Annotated in this window: 17 protein-coding genes; 5 read left to right on the top strand and 12 right to left on the bottom strand. The window is 51.3% G+C overall.

Features of this window, described 5'->3' with window-relative positions:
• Positions 1-66: 66 nt before the first annotated feature.
• Positions 67-495, bottom strand: a complete 429-nt coding sequence (locus tag KK083_RS21235; RefSeq protein ID WP_254167380.1) for a cytochrome B — start codon at positions 493-495, stop codon at positions 67-69.
• 82 nt (positions 496-577) lie between these two features.
• Between KK083_RS21235 and KK083_RS21240 the strand changes: the two genes are divergently transcribed.
• The 3 genes from KK083_RS21240 (at position 578) to KK083_RS21250 (ending at position 5,021) form a co-directional block, all read left to right on the top strand.
• Entirely contained in the window at positions 578-1,543 is a 966-nt protein-coding gene (locus tag KK083_RS21240) for a ligand-gated ion channel (protein WP_254167381.1), read from the top strand.
• A gap of 92 nt (positions 1,544-1,635) precedes the next feature.
• Positions 1,636-4,077: a S9 family peptidase gene (locus KK083_RS21245; protein ID WP_254167382.1), complete on the top strand. Its 2,442-nt coding sequence runs from the start codon at positions 1,636-1,638 to the stop codon at positions 4,075-4,077.
• Between the two features lie 107 nt (positions 4,078-4,184).
• Positions 4,185-5,021, top strand: coding sequence for an SMP-30/gluconolactonase/LRE family protein (locus KK083_RS21250; protein ID WP_254167383.1), 837 nt, complete (start codon positions 4,185-4,187; stop codon positions 5,019-5,021).
• A gap of 113 nt (positions 5,022-5,134) precedes the next feature.
• On the opposite strand, the gene KK083_RS21255 is transcribed toward KK083_RS21250, so the two are convergent.
• The 3 genes from KK083_RS21255 to KK083_RS21265 form a co-directional block, all read right to left on the bottom strand.
• The gene (locus KK083_RS21255) at positions 5,135-6,130 is read right to left on the bottom strand and encodes an aldo/keto reductase (protein WP_254167384.1); all 996 of its coding nucleotides are present in this window, start codon (positions 6,128-6,130) and stop codon (positions 5,135-5,137) included.
• A 179-nt stretch (positions 6,131-6,309) separates the two neighbouring features.
• Positions 6,310-9,159, bottom strand: coding sequence for a CHAT domain-containing protein (locus KK083_RS21260; protein WP_254167386.1), 2,850 nt, complete (start codon positions 9,157-9,159; stop codon positions 6,310-6,312).
• A gap of 89 nt (positions 9,160-9,248) precedes the next feature.
• The gene (locus tag KK083_RS21265) at positions 9,249-10,166 is read right to left on the bottom strand and encodes a hydroxypyruvate isomerase family protein (protein WP_254167388.1); all 918 of its coding nucleotides are present in this window, start codon (positions 10,164-10,166) and stop codon (positions 9,249-9,251) included.
• 341 nt (positions 10,167-10,507) lie between these two features.
• On the opposite strand from KK083_RS21265, the gene KK083_RS21270 reads away from it, so the two are divergent.
• Positions 10,508-11,698: an RsmB/NOP family class I SAM-dependent RNA methyltransferase gene (locus KK083_RS21270; RefSeq protein WP_254167391.1), complete on the top strand. Its 1,191-nt coding sequence runs from the start codon at positions 10,508-10,510 to the stop codon at positions 11,696-11,698.
• Between the two features lie 102 nt (positions 11,699-11,800).
• Positions 11,801-12,277, top strand: coding sequence for a DUF6252 domain-containing protein (locus KK083_RS21275; RefSeq protein WP_254167393.1), 477 nt, complete (start codon positions 11,801-11,803; stop codon positions 12,275-12,277).
• Between the two features lie 46 nt (positions 12,278-12,323).
• Here KK083_RS21275 and KK083_RS21280 read toward each other — a convergent pair whose 3' ends face one another.
• The 8 genes from KK083_RS21280 to KK083_RS21315 all read right to left on the bottom strand — a co-directional run bounded on the left by KK083_RS21280 (position 12,324) and on the right by KK083_RS21315 (position 18,377).
• Complete coding sequence (locus KK083_RS21280) at positions 12,324-12,731, bottom strand: Dabb family protein (protein WP_254167396.1); 408 nt, start codon at positions 12,729-12,731, stop codon at positions 12,324-12,326.
• An 89-nt stretch (positions 12,732-12,820) separates the two neighbouring features.
• Positions 12,821-13,210, bottom strand: a complete 390-nt coding sequence (locus KK083_RS21285) for a VOC family protein (protein WP_254167398.1) — start codon at positions 13,208-13,210, stop codon at positions 12,821-12,823.
• 20 nt (positions 13,211-13,230) lie between these two features.
• Complete coding sequence (locus tag KK083_RS21290; protein WP_254167400.1) at positions 13,231-13,875, bottom strand: pyridoxamine 5'-phosphate oxidase family protein; 645 nt, start codon at positions 13,873-13,875, stop codon at positions 13,231-13,233.
• Positions 13,876-13,894: 19 nt separating this feature from the next.
• Positions 13,895-14,353 carry a GNAT family N-acetyltransferase gene (locus KK083_RS21295; RefSeq protein WP_254167402.1) on the bottom strand — a complete coding sequence of 153 codons (459 nt, stop codon included), beginning with the start codon at positions 14,351-14,353 and terminating at the stop codon, positions 13,895-13,897.
• Between the two features lie 7 nt (positions 14,354-14,360).
• A complete protein-coding gene (locus KK083_RS21300; protein ID WP_254167404.1) occupies positions 14,361-15,362 on the bottom strand; it encodes a zinc-binding dehydrogenase in 1,002 nt (333 codons plus the stop codon).
• Between the two features lie 10 nt (positions 15,363-15,372).
• Positions 15,373-15,780, bottom strand: coding sequence for a GNAT family N-acetyltransferase (locus KK083_RS21305; protein ID WP_254167406.1), 408 nt, complete (start codon positions 15,778-15,780; stop codon positions 15,373-15,375).
• A 32-nt stretch (positions 15,781-15,812) separates the two neighbouring features.
• Positions 15,813-16,889, bottom strand: a complete 1,077-nt coding sequence (locus KK083_RS21310; protein WP_254167408.1) for a branched-chain amino acid aminotransferase — start codon at positions 16,887-16,889, stop codon at positions 15,813-15,815.
• An 81-nt stretch (positions 16,890-16,970) separates the two neighbouring features.
• Entirely contained in the window at positions 16,971-18,377 is a 1,407-nt protein-coding gene (locus tag KK083_RS21315; RefSeq protein ID WP_254167410.1) for a pyridoxal phosphate-dependent decarboxylase family protein, read from the bottom strand.
• Positions 18,378-18,458: the final 81 nt, after the last annotated feature.

An 18,458-nucleotide genomic window follows, 5' to 3' on the forward strand; every position in this document is an offset into this window, starting at 1 on the left:
ACGGCTACGAAATAAGCAGAAAAACCGCGCTAGCGCGGCTTTTAAAGAGCAAAATGACCGTTTTACTTACACAATGCCTCTGCCGCTGAGCCAGATGGTGACCAAAATGATGGCCAGGGCGATGGTATTGAAAATGAACATGCGCTTGTGTTTGGCCTGGTCAACCGCCATCTTTTTCGAGGTGGTCCTGGCCAGCGTAATGAGTACAATGGCGATCAGCATAGCCGTATTATGCTCCACCAGCCAGTAGCGGGTTGAAGGTTCTTTCATGGCTGCGCCGGAGAACTGCACGAACGGGCTTACAAAATACAATACAAGTCCCAGCAGAAGTTGCGTATGTGTGCAGATGAACAGAAACAACCCCACACGGTTATCCATCCTGGTGTAAGGCTTCTTGTTCACCAGGCCCAGCAGTGACTGGATGATGACCACCACCAGCAGGATCAGGATGAAATAACGAAGCACAGAATGGGAGTGAAGAAGGCCGGTGTACATAAAATTGAATTTGGCGGCAAAATAGTACAGCTTTGGCTAAGATTAAAGAAACGTTCATATTTTTGGGCCGCTATCTCTTTCTATGAGACACCTGCTTATTATTGCGTTCCTCGTTTCGTTTTTAACCGCTTCTGCGCAAGCTCCCGATACCACAGTTGTCAACAACCCTGATACAGTGAAAGTTGGCGCCTACGTCATCAGCGTGCACGACATCAATTTCCACGAGAAGGAATATACCGTGAGGTTCTGGCTGTGGTTTTTGCACGGCAACAGCGATTTCGATTTTTCGAAACAGCTTGATATCCCCAACGCCAAGTCCATAGAATTCGAAGAGCCGATCACCGATTCGCTGGAAGGCAAGGCATGGGTGATCATGAAGATGAAGTGTGTGATGAAGCAGAACTGGAACGTTGCGGATTTTCCGTTCGACCGCCAGAGCCTGAAAGTGCAGATCGAGAATACGCTGTTCGACAATAAGAACCTGGTGTTTGTTCCGGACACGGTTGGAAGCCGTTTCGACGATGAAGAAGCCATCGATGGGTGGCTGATCTCCGACTTCAGGGTTGTGGAGACCCGGAACGATTATCATACCGGTTTTGGCGACCCTCGTCCCGGGCGTGCGTTTTCCGAGTTCTCACAGTTTGTGATTGAAATGGACCTCGAACGGGATGCCTGGGGGCTGTTTATGAAGATCTGCATTGGCATGTACATCGCCTTCCTGATCTCCATCATCAGCTTCACGCCGCATCCTTCCGAGCTGGAGCCACGATTCGGGTTGCCGGTCGGTGGGTTGTTTGCGGCAGTGGGTAATAAATACATCATTGACTCGCTGCTGCCAGAATCGTCGTCTTTCACCTTAGTGGATACACTGCACACGGTAACGTTTCTCGGCATCTTTGCCACGCTGGTAACCTCGGCTGTGGCGCTACACTTGCACGACAACCAGAAGACCGCGCTGGCGCTCAGGATCAACAGAACCTGTTCCATTGCGGTGGTGAGCCTTTATATTGTACTGAACATCTTCTTCATTACGGTTGCGTTATTTTAGCGCTAGGCCCGGTTTTTATTGCACTCATCACAAACTCCTCGCTTTTTTGACGGTGCGGTCGCTATCTTCGGCGACAACCTAAACAAAAGTGTATGAGAAGACTACTAACCCATCTGATCTTGATATTGGCAGCAGCCCCTGGCTTTGCGCAGGATAACATCACGTACCAGCGCCCTCCCGACGATATTGCAAAACTTGTGGAAGCACCGTTGACGCCAGCCATCAGCATATCGCATGACAATGCATGGATGCTGTTGCTGGAGCGTTCCGATTATCCCACCATCGAGGAGCTGTCAAGGCCCGAGCTGCGCATCGCCGGGTTGCGCATCAATCCCGATAACTTCGGTCCCAGCCGTGCCATTTACTCCATCGGTTTAAAGGCCAAGAAACTTGCGGAGAATAAAGACTACGAGATCAAAAACCTGCCGTCGCCATTGCTGATGAGCAACGTCAGCTTCTCGCCCGACAGCAAGAAGATCGCCTTCCTGCAGAACGGTGCCGACAAGACAGAGCTCTGGGTGGTTGACCTCGCCACGTTAACAGCATCGAAGCTCACCGAAAGAAAGATCAACAACATTTTTGGCGGAGGATTCACGGGCTCGGCTTTCAGCTGGCTGTCGGACTCGCAGCATATAGTTTTTACCGCTGTTCCTGAAAAACAACCCGTGCTGCCCGAGAAGCCGAGAACGCCTGTGGGACCCGTTGTGGAGGAGAACCTCGGTAAAAAAGCGCCGAACCGCACCTACCAGGACCTGCTCAAGAATCCGTATGACGAGAAGTTGTTCGATTATTATGCAACGTCCGAGCTGGTGCTTAAAAATATCAACGGTTCAGAAAAGGTGCTGAAGCCTGCTGCGATCTATAGCTCGTTCAGTCCATCACCCGATGGCAAGCTTGTGCTGGTGCGTGAAGTGCATCGCCCTTATTCTTACATCGTTCCCTACAACCGCTTCCCTCAGCGCATCCAGGTGATAGACCTGAATGGAGCGCTTGTTAAAGAATTGATCGACATTCCGCTGATCGACAATATTCCCAATGGATTCAACGCGGTGCAGACTGGTCCACGGAACCATGCATGGCGCGCAGACCAGCCCGCTACTTTATACTGGGCCGAAGCACAGGATGGCGGCGACCCGAAAGCAAAAGCAGACATCCGCGACAAAGTATCTGAGCTGGCAGCACCGTTCACAGGTACCGCTACAGAGCTCATCAGCCTGCCGCTCCGTTATTCAGGCATCACCTGGGGCAACAACAACATCGCCTGGGTGAACGAGTTTTGGTGGACAGACCGCAAAGAACGTGTTTACCAGCTCGACCCCGTAACAAAAACGAAGAAGGTGATCATCGACCGGTCTACGGAAGATGCGTATAACGACCCCGGTAACGTAGTAACAGCGCCCAACCAGTTTGGCCGTTATGTAATGCTCATCACCAAAGACAACCAGGTGTTCTTCACCGGCGATGGCGCTTCACCCGAAGGCGACCTGCCGTTCCTTGACAGGATGGATCTGAAAACAGGAAAGAAAACGAGACTGTGGCGCTGTGAGGCACCGTATTATGAGCACGTGATAGACCTGCTCGATGCCAAGAAAGCTACTTTCATCACATCGCGTGAGTCACAAACCGAAAACCCCAACTATTACCTGCGCACGGCGGGCAACGCCAAAACCACACAGCTGACAAGCTTCCCGCATCCTTATCCGCAGCTGAAAGATGTGAAGAAACAAGTGCTGAAATATAAACGTGAAGACGGTGTTGACCTGACCGCTGACCTTTACCTGCCTCCGGGTTATAAGAAAGAGGACGGTCCGCTGCCAACGTTCCTGTGGGCTTATCCGGAAGAGTTCAAGTCGAAATCGAACGCGGGCCAGGTGAAAGGTTCACAATACACGTTTACCCGCATCGGGTCGGGCAGCGCCATCTTTTGGGTTACCCGTGGTTACGCCATTCTCGACAATGCTTCCATTCCTATTGTAGGTGAAGGCAATTCAGAGCCTAATGACACGTATGTTCAGCAGCTGGTGGCAAGCGCGAAGGCGGCCATCGATCACGCAGCGTCTATGGGCGTTACCGATCCTAACCGTGTGGCAGCCGGTGGCCACTCGTATGGCGCCTTTATGACAGCGAACCTGCTGGCACACTGCGATCTGTTCAAGGCGGGCATCGCGCGCAGTGGTGCTTACAACCGCACGCTGACTCCCTTCGGCTTCCAGTCTGAAGAAAGAACTTACTGGGAAGCGCCGAAAGTTTACTTCGATATGTCGCCTTTCTCTTTTGCGGATAAGATCAAAGAACCTTTGCTGATGATCCATGGAGAAGCCGATAACAATTCAGGTACTTTCCCGATTCAGACCGAGCGTTTCTACAACGCCATCAAGGGACACGGCGGCACAGCTCGTTTTGTGTTGCTGCCGTATGAGAGTCACGGATATCGCGCCAAGGAATCGATCCTGCACATGCTGTGGGAAATGGATCGCTGGCTTGAGAAATATGTGAAGCAGTCGCCGGAAGCGAAAGCAACAGGAAGTAGGTAGTGCAGCAAATCCTACTGTTCGTCATTGTGCCCCGGCTTTTGGTCGGGGCTTCTGTTTTTATAAGGGTGGATTGATTAATTTTAAAATCACGCTTAAAACTTCTCATCATGAAAAAGATCATTGTTTCAGTAATGTTTTTCGCTGCACTCGCAGTCACAACCTTTGGTCAGAGCCTTCAGCTGAAATGGAGCTCAGACACCGTGTTACGCATTCCGGAATCTGTTCTGTTCGATAGCAAGGCCAATGTGCTTTATGTTTCAAACATCGATGGCAAGTCGGGCGAGAAAGACGGAAAGGGATTCATTTCGAAGATGTCGCCCGATGGCAAGATCATTGCGCTGGAGTGGGCAACGGGTCTGAATGCACCCAAAGGCATGGGCCTGAATAAAGGCAGCCTCTACGTTGCAGACCTTACGGGCGTAGCTGTTTTTGATGTGGCTACCGGCAAACAAACCAACAGGGTTGAAATAGAAGGTGCAAAGTTCCTCAACGACATCACGATCGATTCGAAGGGTAACGTGTATATCTCCGATTCAGAAACCCGTAAGATCCACAAGCTCAGCGGGAATAAGGCGGAGCTTTATTTCGAGAGCCCGGAGTTTAAACGCATCAACGGGCTGCTGGCATTGAAGGATGAGTTGTATGTGGCTGATGCCGGAAATGGAAAGAATTACAAGCTGAGCGCCGATAAAAAGCTCACTCCTTATGCCGAGACGGCGCCGGGTGCCGATGGCATTGTGCTGGTGGGTAAAGACGAGTACATTGTTTCGAGCTGGAGCGGAGAGGTTTACTTCGTTGACGCCAATAGGAAATCACAGAAGCTCCTCGACACCAAAGAACAGAAGCTGAACAGCGCCGACATTGACTACGACAGTAAGACCAAAACAGTATTCGTCCCCACGTTCAACGGCAATAAAGTAATGGCCTACGAGTTCAAGAAGTAGCGTGCCATCAAATACAGTTCCCGCAGATTTCGCAGATTTTCGCAGATTCTACATAAAGAATGTTCTGCGTGAATCTGCGTGATCTGCGGGAAACCTGCCATTCGATTCGGAGGCTAATCTACAAGCTTAAGTCCATCCACAGCCTCGTTGATCTTTTTTGTTTCCTCGGCTGTGAGCTTGAAGTCAAGTGCTTTCGCATTGTCTTTCACCTGCTTTTCGTCGCGCGCGCCTACCAGCACACAGGCCATGGCGGGGCGGTGAACCGTCCAGTTGATGACCAGCTGCGAGAGTGATGCGTTATATCCGTCGGCGATGGGTTTGATCTTCTCCAGCATGGCGTTGATCCTGCTGAGGTTTTCGGGCTTGTAATATCTTGTTGATGGCCGCGAGTCTCCGTCGTTGAATTTGTAACCGGGTTTGATCTTGCCGGTGAGCAGGCCTCTTTGCAACGGACTGTAAGGAAGGATGCCCAGGTTGCGTTTCAGGGCCTGTGGTATTTCGTCTTTTTCGATCTTGCGGTTCACCATGCTGAAGGGCACCTGGTTCGAGACAATGTTCAGCGTCTTCAGCGCTTCTTCTGCCTGTTGTGCAGAATAGTTGCAGACGCCGGCGGCCCTTACTTTTCCTTCCTTGATCAGATCTGCAACTGCCTCCATGGTCTCTGCGATGGGCGTTGTTACGTCGGGCCAGTGGATCTGGTAGAGATCGATATGATCTGTTTTCAGGCGGCGAAGGCTGTCTTCACATTCCTGCTTCACTTTCTGCTTGCCTGCGTACTTGTATATTTTTAACGGCTTGCCATGGTTATCGAATGTGTCCATAGCAAAATCGCCTTGCTGGGTCTGCCAGTTCATGCCATACTTGGTGAGGATCTGGTAGCGGTCTCGCGGAACACCGGCCATGGCCTGGCCTACGAGCTCTTCGCTCTTTCCGAATCCATAAACGGGTGCCGTGTCAATGCTGGTGATGCCCATGTCATAGGACGCCCTGATGGCACGAAGCGCGTCCTTTTCTTCCGCGCCACCCCAGAGCCATCCGCCAATAGCCCATGCGCCGAAGGCCAGCGGTGTAACGTTAACGGAGGAGTTTCCTAATTTTCTTAATTCCATCTATAAAAATACGAAGTACGAGATACGAAGTACGAAATGGGAAAGTCTAATTAAAAAATTAGGTCTTTTGTCTATTGCCTTCTTAATTCCTGCTTCATCAACTCTTGACTCTAACACCGCCTTGTTTTCATAGGGCCTAGCTTCTCCTGGCTCCTTACTCCTGGCTTCTGACTTCTTTTTTACTGTCCGAGCATGACAAACGCTCCCCAGTAGTACGGTTCCTTGTATTTCGCCATGAGCTGGAGCTGGGCTTGTTTGAAAGCTTTCTGCTTGTTGCCGAGCTTGATCCAGTTGGTGTAGAAGCTGGTCATGAGCTGTTGGGTGGCAGCATCGTCTACTTTCCAGAGGCTCATGATCAGGGCATCGGCGCCGGCAACCTGGAACGCGCGTTGCAGGCCGTAAACACCTTCGCCGGCTTTTACATCACCGAGACCGGTCTCGCAGGCGCTGAGCACGATCAGGTTGGTGCCTTCAAGGTTGAGGTTCATGGCCTCATACGCCGTGAGAATGCCGTTGTCGTTGCTCTGAAGGTTAGGCATGGCATTGCCGTTCACTGTGTTGGCGGCGCCGGCAAGCATCAGCCCTGAACGGAGCAGGGGATTGTCGTTGGCGTTCTCGAGCTGAACACCAAAAGCGGAGCCTTGCTGGTCAACATCTTTCAGGAAGTAGCCATGCGTGGCGATGTGCAGCACCATGGGCGCTTTTACGGCTTTCAGGTTTGCCTCCGTGGCAGTTTTTTGGGTGAGCTGGTTCACCTGGTAAGCCGATGCTTTCAGCACTTTTGCTACACCATCGATCTCTACCTTGGTGCCGGGAAGCGCGGCAATGCCTGTTCCGCCATAATCGGGGAAACCCAGCAGCGTAGCGTTTTTCTTCGGTGCCGTTGCCTTTTTTGCTTTCAGGGCGATCAGGTCTTTGGAGTTACCGAGAATGGTAAGGTCGTAACGGTTGATCACATAATCGGCGCCCGGTTTTTTGAGTGTGTTCAGGTTGAGCTGGTTGTAAACACCGTCAGGCGAAACGTAGATGATCTTTTTGCCCTGCAGCGCGGGTTCGATGCGCGCCCAGTACTGATCGTATGAATACTCGTCGGCAATTTTCTGCTGCACGGCATTGCGGTAGAATTTTGAGTACCGTGTGTCGAGCTGCTGGCCATTGTCGAGCACGATCATGTTGGGCACGTCGCTGGCTTTGGTCAGCACCAATGCAATGTACTTTGAATCGTTCGTGAACTTCTGATCGAAAGACTGCAGGCGGATGATCTCCACCACGGCTTCAGTTTCTGTGAGCAGGTTTTTGATTTGCGATGAGCTGATCTTCGCCGCAGCATAACCTTGTGAGAAATCCTTCGAACGTTCAGAAAGTTTTTTCTCCATAGCGTTGGCAGCCTGCTCGATGGAGTCGAGGTTGATCTTCTGCTCTTTCAGCTCGGCCTTGGAGTAGGCATACAACCTGGCCAGGCGTTCTTTCTGGTCTACCCATGAAACGTAGTCCTTGATGAGCTGTGCGTCCTTGCTTGCCAGGATGCTCTGCTTCACCTTGTTGGTTGAATTCAGCAGCAACGCTTTGGTGGCGATCTGGTAATTATAAAGATCCTGAAGAATGTTTTTGTTGCCGGCGCTGGCTTCCACGGCAAAATTGTAGAACCGCTGGAAACGTGGCGAGAGCACATCCCAGTATTTCGTTTTCTCCGCTTCGCTCATGGGCGGGAAATACTGGTTGATGAAGGTGAGCGATTTGTCCATCACCTCGCGGTAGGTGTTGTAAGCCTTATCAGGAACATTTTTCTTCCAGTAGAGAATGGCCAGGTCTTCCTGCGACTGCACATACAACGGATGGTTCTTTCCGAATGCCTGCTCCCGGATGGCTAACGTTTTGTCCAGCAGAGGTTCTGCATCGGCATACCGTGTTTTGTAGCGGTAGAAATTTCCCAGGTCACTGATGGATTTGGCGTAGGCGGGGTTGTCTTCGCCGAAGTTGGATTTGTAAATGGCGGCTGACCGCTTGAGCAGGTCTTCCACTTTGTCTTCCTTGTTCATCATCAGGTAAAGCGCGGCCTGGTTGTTCAGCATGCTGGCGTAAGCGGGATTATTCTTGCCAAGTCGTTTTTCCATGCTCAGGTAAATGGCTTCCGCTTCGGGGTACTTGCCCATCTGCTGATAGAGCAGCGCCAGGTTGGAAAGGAATTTCAGGTGGTTGGGCGATTTGCTGCTCTGCAGTTTTTCGGCAACCGCGATGGCCTCCTGTAATATTTTTTCAGCTTCGTTATACCGGCCAATAGCCTGGAACAGCATCGACTGGTTGTTGAGCGTAATGGCATAAGGCATGGCTGATTGCAATCCATTTTTTTTCAGGATCTCCAGCGCTGCCGCGATGTCTTTTTCAGATTCATTGTATCGCCCCAGGTTGTAGTGCAGCACGCCATAGTTGTTCAGCGATGCAGCCACACCGGGATTGTTGTCACCGAATTTGGTTTTGCGCAGCTCGAGCGCCTCAGCCGTATATCCTTCTGCCTGTGTAAAGCGCCCCATGGTTCCGTAGAGGAGGCCCTGGTTGGCAATGGTCTTCAGGTATCCGAGGTCTTCTGTAAGACCTCCCTGCTCATAGGCGGCCTTCGCAGCCTCGAATTTTTTTTCGGCGAGACCGAACTTCCGCATCCCATAGGCCAGCTCACCCGACTCACGGTTCCACCGCGCACGCTCTTCATCCGTAAGCTCGGTGTTTTTATAGTACGATGAGCCCAGGCTTAGCATGGAGGTAGCTTTCGCCATACCTTCACCTTTTTCTTTTACATCGAAGAGCCCTGCATTGTCACTGAGTAAGATCGCGTAGTCAAAGTCGGCAGAATCGAATTCAGCGCGCGCCTTCTCCAGGTCTTTCATGATCGCCGAGCCCGCCTTGTCAAGATTTTCTTTCGTGGCCAGGCTTTTCGCCTGATCCGAAGCCGCCTTTTTCAGATTTTGTAACAGCCCTTGTCCGTGAAGTTGTACCGAAAGCACAAAAAATAACATCCCCCAGATTACTTTCATGGTTAGTGGTTTTAGCATCCCAAAGTTAACGAACTAACCCTTTAAGGGTTTTAAACCCTCAAAGGGTTGAAAGAAAAAATGAAGTTTTTTTAAAAATTGTCCACTTCACGGTAAGCTTTGATCAGCGCCAGCTCGCCTTCCTTGCCAGGCTGGGCATTGCCGTGCTCCATGCCCCACACGCCCTTGAAACCTTTGTTATGAACAAATTTGAAGATGTTCTTGTAATTGATCTCCCCGGTGGTGGGCTCTTTTCTTCCCGGGTTATCGCCGATCTGGAAATAAGCGATCTCTTCCCAGCACCGTTCGATGTTGTTGATGAGGTTGCCTTCGTTTCGCTGCATGTGGTAGATGTCGTAAAGGATCTTGCACGAGGGGCTGTTCACGGCCTTGCACAGCTCGTAGGTCTGGTCTGAAAAACGCATGAACAGGTCGGGAGTATCGCTGAGCGGCTCCAGCACCATGATGAGTCCATGAGGCTCAAATATTTCCGCTCCCCTGCGCAGGGCATCCACCACGTTAGAGGTCTGGATCCCCATGGGCAGGCTTCTGTCGAAGAAGCCCGGTACCACCGTCATCCACTTGGCATTCACCCGTTTGGCGGTGTCAACGCAGGCCTTACAGGTTTTGATGAAGTTGTCTTTGAACTCCTGCTTGCCCGTGGTGAGCGATGTTTTCCAGTTCTCGCCCCCATCCACCACAAACACACCCATGGTCATGCCGAGGCGGGAGAGCTCCTTGCCGATCTTCTCCTGCTCTTCTACACTGCGTTTCAACATGCCGTTGTCTTCAATGGCCCTGAAACCCTGGTCGTACATGAACTTGATCTGGTCTATAAAATTTTCGCCCGCGTGATTTTTGAACATGCCCTGGTGCGGCGCAAAGTTCAGCTTGAAGGTTTTTTCTGCGGGAGCGGATCTCTCCTTGGTTCGCGCAGCCATTGCCTCACCTACTGCCAGCGCCGAAGCCGTGAGGGCCACGCCATTGCGAAGGAAATTTCTTCTTTTCATAGTAACGGTTATGTGGTTAGTTGATTGGTTCTGTTTTGGGGACATGGCTGGGATCCGTTTCCCTGACGATCCGGCCATACGCTTTTTGTTGTCGGTCAATTTAAAAAGAATCCCTGAAATATGCTTTCCAGGCCATGCCGGTCACCGATTCCCTCAAAGAGTTGCACTAAAATTTTGCACCTTTGCGGTTGAAATGGTCCACAGTCGACGGTCCACAGTCCACAGCAGGGCAGTGGATGTTACTGATCGTACTTCGTATCCCGATTGTTCTGCCGTGGACTGTCGACCGTGGACCGTGGACTCACATCAACGCATTAACGATTTAATAAAATCTCGGGTAAATGAGACTTCATCGCAGCACTTCAGAAGCAGTGATCCAGGCATTGGATGCAATTTTCGGCGGTAAACGTTATGCCGATAAGGTAATTGAAAAAGTGCTGAAGCAAAATCCGAAGTGGGGTGCGCGCGACAGGAGGTTCATCGCCGAAACAACGTACGACATTGTTCGCTGGTACCTGCTGCTGAAGCGGATCACGGAAGCGAAAGGAGATGACTACTGGAAACTTTTAGCGGCATGGTGTGCCCTTCACGGGGTCGATCTTCCTGCATGGGATGAGTTCAAGGGAGTATCGGTCAGCAAGGTGAAGTCAGAAGAGATGAAAGCCCGGAGCATCCGCAAGGTGAGGGAGTCCATTCCCGACTGGCTTGACGAGCTCGGCGAGCAGGAGCTTGGAAAGTTATGGGAAAAAGAGCTTCAGAGCCTGAACGAGGAGGCAGACGTGGTGCTACGGGTGAACACGCTGAAGATCTCAAAACGTGATCTGCAGGAGCGCCTCGATGAAGAAGGCGTTGCCACCTATGACCTCAAAGAATATCCGGATGCACTGGTTCTCGAAGAGCGCCAGAATGTTTTTGGAAAACCTTCGTTCAAGGATGGCTTGTTCGAAGTGCAGGACGCAGCCTCGCAGCTCATCGCCCCTTTTATGAAGATCGAGCCCGGCATGAGGGTGATCGATGCCTGCGCAGGGGCGGGAGGCAAAACGCTTCACCTGGCGGCGCTGATGAAGAACAAGGGGCGCATTGTAGCCATGGACGTGGAGCAATGGAAACTGGACGAGCTTCAGAAGCGTGCGCGGCGGGCGGGCGTGAGCAATATGGAAACCCGGTTTATCGAGTCTTCCAAAACCATCAAACGCCTCCAAAATTCGGCCGACCGTCTGCTGCTCGACGTGCCCTGCTCAGGATTGGGTGTGCTGAAACGAAACCCGGATGCCAAGTGGAAGCTTTCACCTGATTTCATTGAAAAAGTAAGAACATTGCAGCAGCACATTCTGAATGACTATTGTGAGATGCTCAAACCCGGCGGACTGATGGTGTACTCCACGTGCAGCATCCTGGCATCGGAAAACGAAAAGCAGGTGCAGCAGTTCCTGAAACAGCAAGAAGGAAAATTTGAGCTGCAGGCAGAAAAACGCTCCTGGCCGTCGGAAGGATTTGATGGGTTCTATATGGCGTTGATAAAGAGGACCTGACCTCACCCCGGCGCTCTCCTGGGGAGGAGAGGGCAGGGTGAGGTTTCCAACTTTTTCAAAGAACCGGTGTCTAATTAGGTACAACAGATAACTACCTGAATCATGAAGAAGACCTTAGTAGCCCTTATTTTAGCGATCGTGGCATTTTCATGCGATGATGACAATGGTACCACGCCTGACGATTTTATGTTTGCCGAAAAGAACAGTGTTGCCTGGGAAGGACGCACGGAGATGGTTTTTGACCAGAATAACAACGGTGACACATTGTATATTTTTGGGATCGGAACGGAAGAGACACTCGTTATGCGGATCAAGCTTGAAGGAATCGGGAACTACGCGTTGGAGAAATCGCAGGGAACATACTACACCACGCTGGGAGGCGATGTGCTCACCAGCGAGTATCAAACCGAAGGCGGAAATTACATCGGTGGTGTGAAGATCACCCGCTACGATAAAGATGAAAGAATAGTGGAAGGAAATTTCGGGGTGGTCTTAAAGCAAAAAAGAAGTAATCCGGAGAACGGTATCCCCTCCGTGGTTTTCACCAGGGGGAGGTTCAAGGGAAAAATAAAGAATTAAATGATCAAGGATGACATCCTTTTGAAGGATGTCATCCTTGATTCAATCACACATCGATCGAATCGTATACCACCACCTTCTCCCAAAGGTGTGAGCACTCTTCTACAAACTTTTTGTGAATGGGATGTACCTGGTAAACATCCTGTCCGGCCACATCGTCGAAGAACATCAGCTCTGAAACGCTGTAGCTCGAATCCACCACCGGGCGCTGTTCCGTGCTGGCGGGCACGCCGATATGCATTTTTTTGATGGTCTCGATCTTCTCGAGCTTTTTCAAACCTTCGATGAGCTTGTTGAGGTCTTCTTTCGAATCGCGGTTCTTCAACCAGAAGAACACGTGGTGTACAACCTGTTTTTTATTTTTTTCTGTCATAGTCGGCATCGCTGAAGCTGCTGCGCTGGTGCCTAGTGCAACGGCACTGGCTACGAAAGTTCTCCTGTTCTGTTTTTCCATAACGTTGGGTAATAAACGGCCAGAAGTTAGAATCTTTCTCACGCAAATAAAAATTCCGGGTCACGAATGCGGTGCTTGAGGCCTGCTCATTATTCAGTGATCTCGATCCGGTTGCCTTCCGGGTCCAATACCACACTTTCGTAGTAGCCGTCGCCCGTGGTCCGGGGCTCTCCAACAATGCGGTGGCCGTCTTTCCGGAGCTGTTCTGTCAGCGCATCTACTCCCTGCCGGCTGCCCACGCTGATGGCAAAGTGGATCAGCCCTGAGAATTGCGCGTGCACATCGTTCAGGGAGGGCGGTATGCCAGGCATCTGCATCAGCTCCAGGCGGCATCCCCCATTGAAGCTGAGAAAATACGATTCGAATTTTTTGATGGGATTGATGTACTTCTCGCCGGCTGTGGCCCCGAAATATTTCAGGTAAAAATCCTTCAGCGTCTCCAGGTCTTTTGTCCAGATGGCGATGTGCTCGATTTTCATACCTCGATGCGGTTATCCGTTCACGCCTTGAGATAGGATGGCAACGGAACATCTTTTTTTCGCAGCTCGTCGGCAACGGGGCTTTGCTTTTCAATGCGCAGCGGCACCACGCCAGCCCACACAGGCAACGCATAATCTTCATCGTCGTCTTTTGGGCCACCGGTGCGCACTTTGGCCGACGCTTCTTCAATCCTGAACGAGAGTACCATCGTTGCTTTCCACTCGCCCGCGCCTGGCTTCCTTACATCGTCCCATCTTCCGGGTTGCATCTTGTTGGTGAAGACCTCGAAGGCCGTGTAAAGCTCAGCTTCGTCCGTAACTTTTTCAGGCTTAGCAAACATCACTACGGACCGGTAATTCACCGAGTGATGGAAGGCCGACCTTGCCAGCACCAGTCCATCGATCAGGGTAGCACTGATGCAGACCGGTAAATTTTTTTCGGCAAGCTCGCGCATGTAGAAGCTACCCACCGATCCGTGAATATAAAGTTTGTCACCCATCCTGCAGAAACCCGTGGGGATCTGAAAAGGCTCGCCTTCCCTGACGTAGGCCACGGTGCAGAAGAGCGCCTCGTCGAGGATGGCGTACACCGTTTCCTGGTCGTAAACACCACGTTTCGGCAGACGTGTGATGGTTGTTTTATCGGTTTTAGAGAAGTCGGCCATAACAAAGAAGTTTAATGTTTCAGGAGGCGAATTGTTTGTATATGTCCGGGCGCGCGATCTCCATAAATCGCTCCGGACTTTTCAGTGGGTTGAATCCGTACTTCGCGTACAGGCTGTGGGCGTCTTTGGTGGCAAGAATGAACCTTCTCAGGAACTTCAGCTCTTCAAAGGAAAAGATGAATGCCACCAATGCTTTGGATAATCCTTTTCCACGATAAGCTTCATCGATAAAAACGTCGGCCAGGTATCCGAAGGTTGCCAGGTCAGTGACCACCCTCGCAAAGCCTACCTGTTTTTTGTTCTCATAAATGCCAATGCTGATCGAATTTTCCACCGAGCGCTTTACGATCTCCAGCGGCACACCAATGGCCCAATAAGAACGTTCGCTCAGGAAGGCATGGATATAAGGCAGGTCCAGCAGCGCCTTATCGGTGCTGAAATGAAACCCTTTGTGAAACTGTTCATGCGATACGTTCATAACAGCATCATTTGCCAATGTCCAGTACAATTTTTCCGAAGTGTTCTCCCTGTTCCATCCTTTGGAACGCTTGTGTAATATCTTTCAGCGCATAGGTCTTGTCCATCACCGGTTTCAGCTTGCGACTTTCCAGGAAGTCGATCATAGAGAGGAACTCATCGCGTGTGCCCATAGTTGAACCGTGGATGGAGAGCTGTTTCCAGTATAGCAGTCTTGTCGAAATGTCGGTGATGTTGCCGGCGGTGCGTCCGAAGTTCACGATACGGCCTCCGGGAAGGGCGAGCTCGATGAGCTTCGAGAACTGGTCGCCCCCGGCACTATCGATAATGATGTCGAAACCACCCGTCTCCTTTTGTGCCTTGGCTGCCCATTCAGGGTCTTTGTAGTTGAAGCCGCCGATCGCGCCAAGCTCCTTCGCCTTTTTCAGTTTTTCGTCCGATCCCGAGGTTACAAATACCCGGGCCTGGTAGGCAACGGCAAACTGCAGTACCCACAATGCTGCGCCGCCGCCGATGCCGGTGATCAGCACTTTTTCTTTGGCGCGCAACCTCGCTTTTGAAAAGAGCGCACGGTATGCCGTGAGCGCCGAGAGGGGCACCGCCGCAGACTCCTCGAATGAAAGGTGCTCGGGTTTTTCAAAGATGTATTTTTTTGAGATCACCATGTACTCGGCGAAAGTACCGTTATCCGGAAAACCGAGGATCCTGAAAGCATCGCCCTGAACGATGGGATTGTTTCCCCAATCGAGGCTGGGATTGATCACCACTTCGGCACCTACCAGCAGCGGATCGGCATCTTCTCCCACATCGTCAACCACACCCGATCCGTCAGAACCAAGAATGATACCGTTGGGAAGATGCTGAGCCTGCTCCTGCATCACCCACAGGTCGCGATGGTTGAGCGCGGCGTACTTCATTTTGATCAGCACCTGATCCTTAATGGGCTTCGGTTTTTTTACCTCTTCTATTGTCAGCGGATGATCTTTGCCTTTGAATAAAGCAGCTTTCATTGTTCGGGTTTTAGTTCGTTCTTTTTAAGTAGAAGCAATGTTCGAATCGCTCCATACCGATCTTCGGATAATATGTTGTGGCAGCAGGCGCGGCCAGCAGCATGAGCATGGTATTCGGGCCTGAAACTTCGTGGGTAAGGTACACAAGTTTTTTGCCGATGCCCTGGTGCTGGTAGACTTCATCCACAGCAAGATCAGACAGGTAGCAACAAAACGAAAAGTCGGTCAATGCGCGCGATACGCCTACCAGCTTATCATCGATCCAGGCTGTAACCAGTACGTTGCCATGGTCCAGCATCTTCTGAATACGCTCCGGATCGCTTACGGGCCGGCGCTGACCGAGGGTGCTTCGGTTGAGCAGGTCAATATACTGCCCCGCTGTAATTTTTACATTACTGCTGTAAATAACTTCTGCCATAAAATTTAAAAAATGTGAGGCTTAGATGCAGCCTAGCCTTTTACGATAAAGTTCCATCTGTACTGGTCCGGCTCCAGGCCCATGCGCAGGTTGTGAAGTTTTTTCTTCACCTGCTGCTGAAAGCTGGTAGGCCCCGCCACGGGGATCTGGTAATCTTTTCCGCGGATATTGATCACGGCAATGGGTGCTACAACGGCGGCGGTACCGGCTCCGAAAGCTTCGGTCAGCGTGCCTTTGATGAAGCCCTGCTCGATCTCGTCGAGGGCGATTCTGCGCTCTTCTACTTTGAAGGTCGGGATCTCTTTTGCCAGTGTTAAGATCGAATCGCGGGTAACGCCATCGAGGATCGCCGTTGAAAGCTGCGGTGTTACCAGGTTGCCGTTCAGCACAAACATCACGTTCATCATGCCCACTTCGTCGATGTAGCGGTGCTCCTTGTGGTCTGTCCACAGGATCTGGTCAAAGCCTTCCTGGCGTGCGATCTGCGTAGGATAAAAAGCACCTCCGTAGTTGCCGGCGCACTTGGCAAAACCAGTACCTCCTTCGGCCGTGCGAACGTAGTGGTCTTCCACCTTCAGGCGATAAGGTTTTGCCTGGTAAGGCCCTACGGGACAGGTGAGGATCACAAACTTATATTGGTCGGATACTTTTACACCGAGTCTTGATTCAGTGGCAAACATCAGCGGGCGGATATACAACGACGAGCCTTCGCCATCGGGGATCCACTGCTGATCTGTTTCGATGAGTGCCTGCAGGCTTGACAACCACATTTCTTCGGAGATGGTAGGCATGCACATCCTGTCGAGCGATTTGTTGAAACGGCTCAGGTGTTTGTGCGGACGAAAAATGTTGATGTCGCCATTTTTCATCTTGAATGCTTTCATACCTTCAAAAACGGCCTGTCCATAGTGAAGAGAAAGTATGGCCGGTGTCATACGCATTTCGCCGAAAGGCACAATAGAAGGGTTGCCCCATTGTCCGTTGTCATAATCGACCACCAGCATGTGGTCGGAAATGTATTTCCCAAACTCGAGGTTGTTGAAATCAACCTCGTCAATTCTTGATTTTTTAATGCGCTCAACAGCGATGGTAGACGTCAGCGTAGCCATAGTAGTAATAGGTGTTAACGGGTGAATTTCAGCATTATCCTTGAATATTTGTTCATGATCCGGCAACTTTTAATTTGTCCGTTACCGAACTGCATGCTCCGGTTTCAGTTTCTTCCAAACTTCTGTTAGTACGGTAAACGCGGTATCCATGTGTTCGGTTCTGGTCTGCCAGTTCGAGATCGCCGCCCTGATGGCCGGAATTCCTTTGTACAAGGTTGGGGTGAAAAATACCCTGCCATCATCCCGGATCGCCGCGAGATACTCCCGTATGGTCTCGAACGTGAACGCTTCTTTCAAGGTGAAACACACCACATTCATTCTCACGGGCGCAAGCAGTTTGAAATCTCCTGACCGTTTGATGGCCTCGCCGAGGTACTGCGCACAGTGACAATTGCGCTCCACGATCTCTGCATGTCCTTCCCTGCCATAGGCCACCAGCGAAAACCAGGAGGGAAGTGCCCTGAACCGCCGCGAGTTCTCCGGTGTATAGTGGAAAAAGTCCGGGCTCTTCTCAGGATCGCCCAGGTAGGCCGCGCTGTTCTGGAATACCTTGAGCTGAAGCGACTTGTGCCGGGTAAACTGCATGGCGGCATCATACGGCACATTGAGCCATTTGTGTGCATCGATCGTAATGCTGTCTGCGTGCTGCACACCCTTCATAAGGTGGGCGAATTTTTCACAACACGCGGCAAAACCTCCGAACGCTGCGTCCACATGCATCCAGAAATTGTATTTCTTTTTCAGTTGCCCGATGGCTTCGAGATCGTCGAAATCGACGGTGTTCACCGTGCCGGCGTTGGCTACCACAATAACAGGTTCGCCGTGCTGTTTCAGGTAATTCTCCAGCAGCTGCAGGTCAATGGCTTCGCGGTCGGGCAAAGTATCTATCCTTACCAGCGCCTTGCGGCCGATGCCGAGCATGGAAAGTGACTTGAGGATGCTCGAATGTGGCGTAGCACTGACTACTTTCAGAGACACTGCGCCCAGGCCATCATTACTGAAATCGATTGCGTGTTGTTCGCCCACCCACTGGCGCGCAATGGCCAGGCTTACAAAATTGGAGATGGTGGCACCTGTGACGAAAGAACCGAAGTAGTCTGCACCAAGGCCAAACAGTTGTCTGAAGTAGTGAATGGTTTGCCGTTCGATCTGGGGCGCAATGGAGTCGTTGCTGCCACAGGCGTTCTGATCATACGTGCTCACCAGCCAGTCGCCGGCAACGGAGGCCGGTGTAGAGCCGCCCGTTACAAAACCAAAATATGAAGGCCCTGCGGAGTTGGCGAGCTTGTCAGCAAAATGTTTTTCAAAATGCTGCAGCGTTGCCATGGCACCGATCCCTTTTTCAGGAAGATCGTTCAGGTTGATGTCAGGGATGAGTCTTCCCGGCGCGATCTTGTGCTGATGATTGAAATGGCGCTCTGCCACGGCCAGTGTTTCTTGCAGGATGGCCGAAATGTTCTTATCGTCGGTAGCTAATAACGGGTTCATGGATTCTGTTCTGTTCGAGGATGTTTCCCGCGGATTGCGCAGATTTTCGCTGATGGGTGATCATGATAATTCTGCGTTGAT

The sequence above is a fragment of the Chryseosolibacter histidinae genome (assembly GCF_018598225.1).
Lineage (GTDB): Bacteria > Bacteroidota > Bacteroidia > Cytophagales > Cyclobacteriaceae > Chryseosolibacter > Chryseosolibacter histidini.

Bases quoted from the DNA above. Each gene is read 5' to 3' on its own strand.
- KK083_RS21235 (WP_254167380.1), bottom strand. From the start codon at position 495: ATGTACACCGGCCTTCTTCACTCCCATTCTGTGCTTCGTTATTTCATC.
- KK083_RS21240 (WP_254167381.1), top strand. From the start codon at position 578: ATGAGACACCTGCTTATTATTGCGTTCCTCGTTTCGTTTTTAACCGCT.
- KK083_RS21245 (WP_254167382.1), top strand. From the start codon at position 1,636: ATGAGAAGACTACTAACCCATCTGATCTTGATATTGGCAGCAGCCCCT.
- KK083_RS21250 (WP_254167383.1), top strand. From the start codon at position 4,185: ATGAAAAAGATCATTGTTTCAGTAATGTTTTTCGCTGCACTCGCAGTC.
- KK083_RS21255 (WP_254167384.1), bottom strand. From the start codon at position 6,130: ATGGAATTAAGAAAATTAGGAAACTCCTCCGTTAACGTTACACCGCTG.
- KK083_RS21260 (WP_254167386.1), bottom strand. From the start codon at position 9,159: ATGAAAGTAATCTGGGGGATGTTATTTTTTGTGCTTTCGGTACAACTT.
- KK083_RS21265 (WP_254167388.1), bottom strand. From the start codon at position 10,166: ATGAAAAGAAGAAATTTCCTTCGCAATGGCGTGGCCCTCACGGCTTCG.
- KK083_RS21270 (WP_254167391.1), top strand. From the start codon at position 10,508: ATGAGACTTCATCGCAGCACTTCAGAAGCAGTGATCCAGGCATTGGAT.
- KK083_RS21275 (WP_254167393.1), top strand. From the start codon at position 11,801: ATGAAGAAGACCTTAGTAGCCCTTATTTTAGCGATCGTGGCATTTTCA.
- KK083_RS21280 (WP_254167396.1), bottom strand. From the start codon at position 12,731: ATGGAAAAACAGAACAGGAGAACTTTCGTAGCCAGTGCCGTTGCACTA.
- KK083_RS21285 (WP_254167398.1), bottom strand. From the start codon at position 13,210: ATGAAAATCGAGCACATCGCCATCTGGACAAAAGACCTGGAGACGCTG.
- KK083_RS21290 (WP_254167400.1), bottom strand. From the start codon at position 13,875: ATGGCCGACTTCTCTAAAACCGATAAAACAACCATCACACGTCTGCCG.
- KK083_RS21295 (WP_254167402.1), bottom strand. From the start codon at position 14,353: ATGAACGTATCGCATGAACAGTTTCACAAAGGGTTTCATTTCAGCACC.
- KK083_RS21300 (WP_254167404.1), bottom strand. From the start codon at position 15,362: ATGAAAGCTGCTTTATTCAAAGGCAAAGATCATCCGCTGACAATAGAA.
- KK083_RS21305 (WP_254167406.1), bottom strand. From the start codon at position 15,780: ATGGCAGAAGTTATTTACAGCAGTAATGTAAAAATTACAGCGGGGCAG.
- KK083_RS21310 (WP_254167408.1), bottom strand. From the start codon at position 16,889: ATGGCTACGCTGACGTCTACCATCGCTGTTGAGCGCATTAAAAAATCA.
- KK083_RS21315 (WP_254167410.1), bottom strand. From the start codon at position 18,377: ATGAACCCGTTATTAGCTACCGACGATAAGAACATTTCGGCCATCCTG.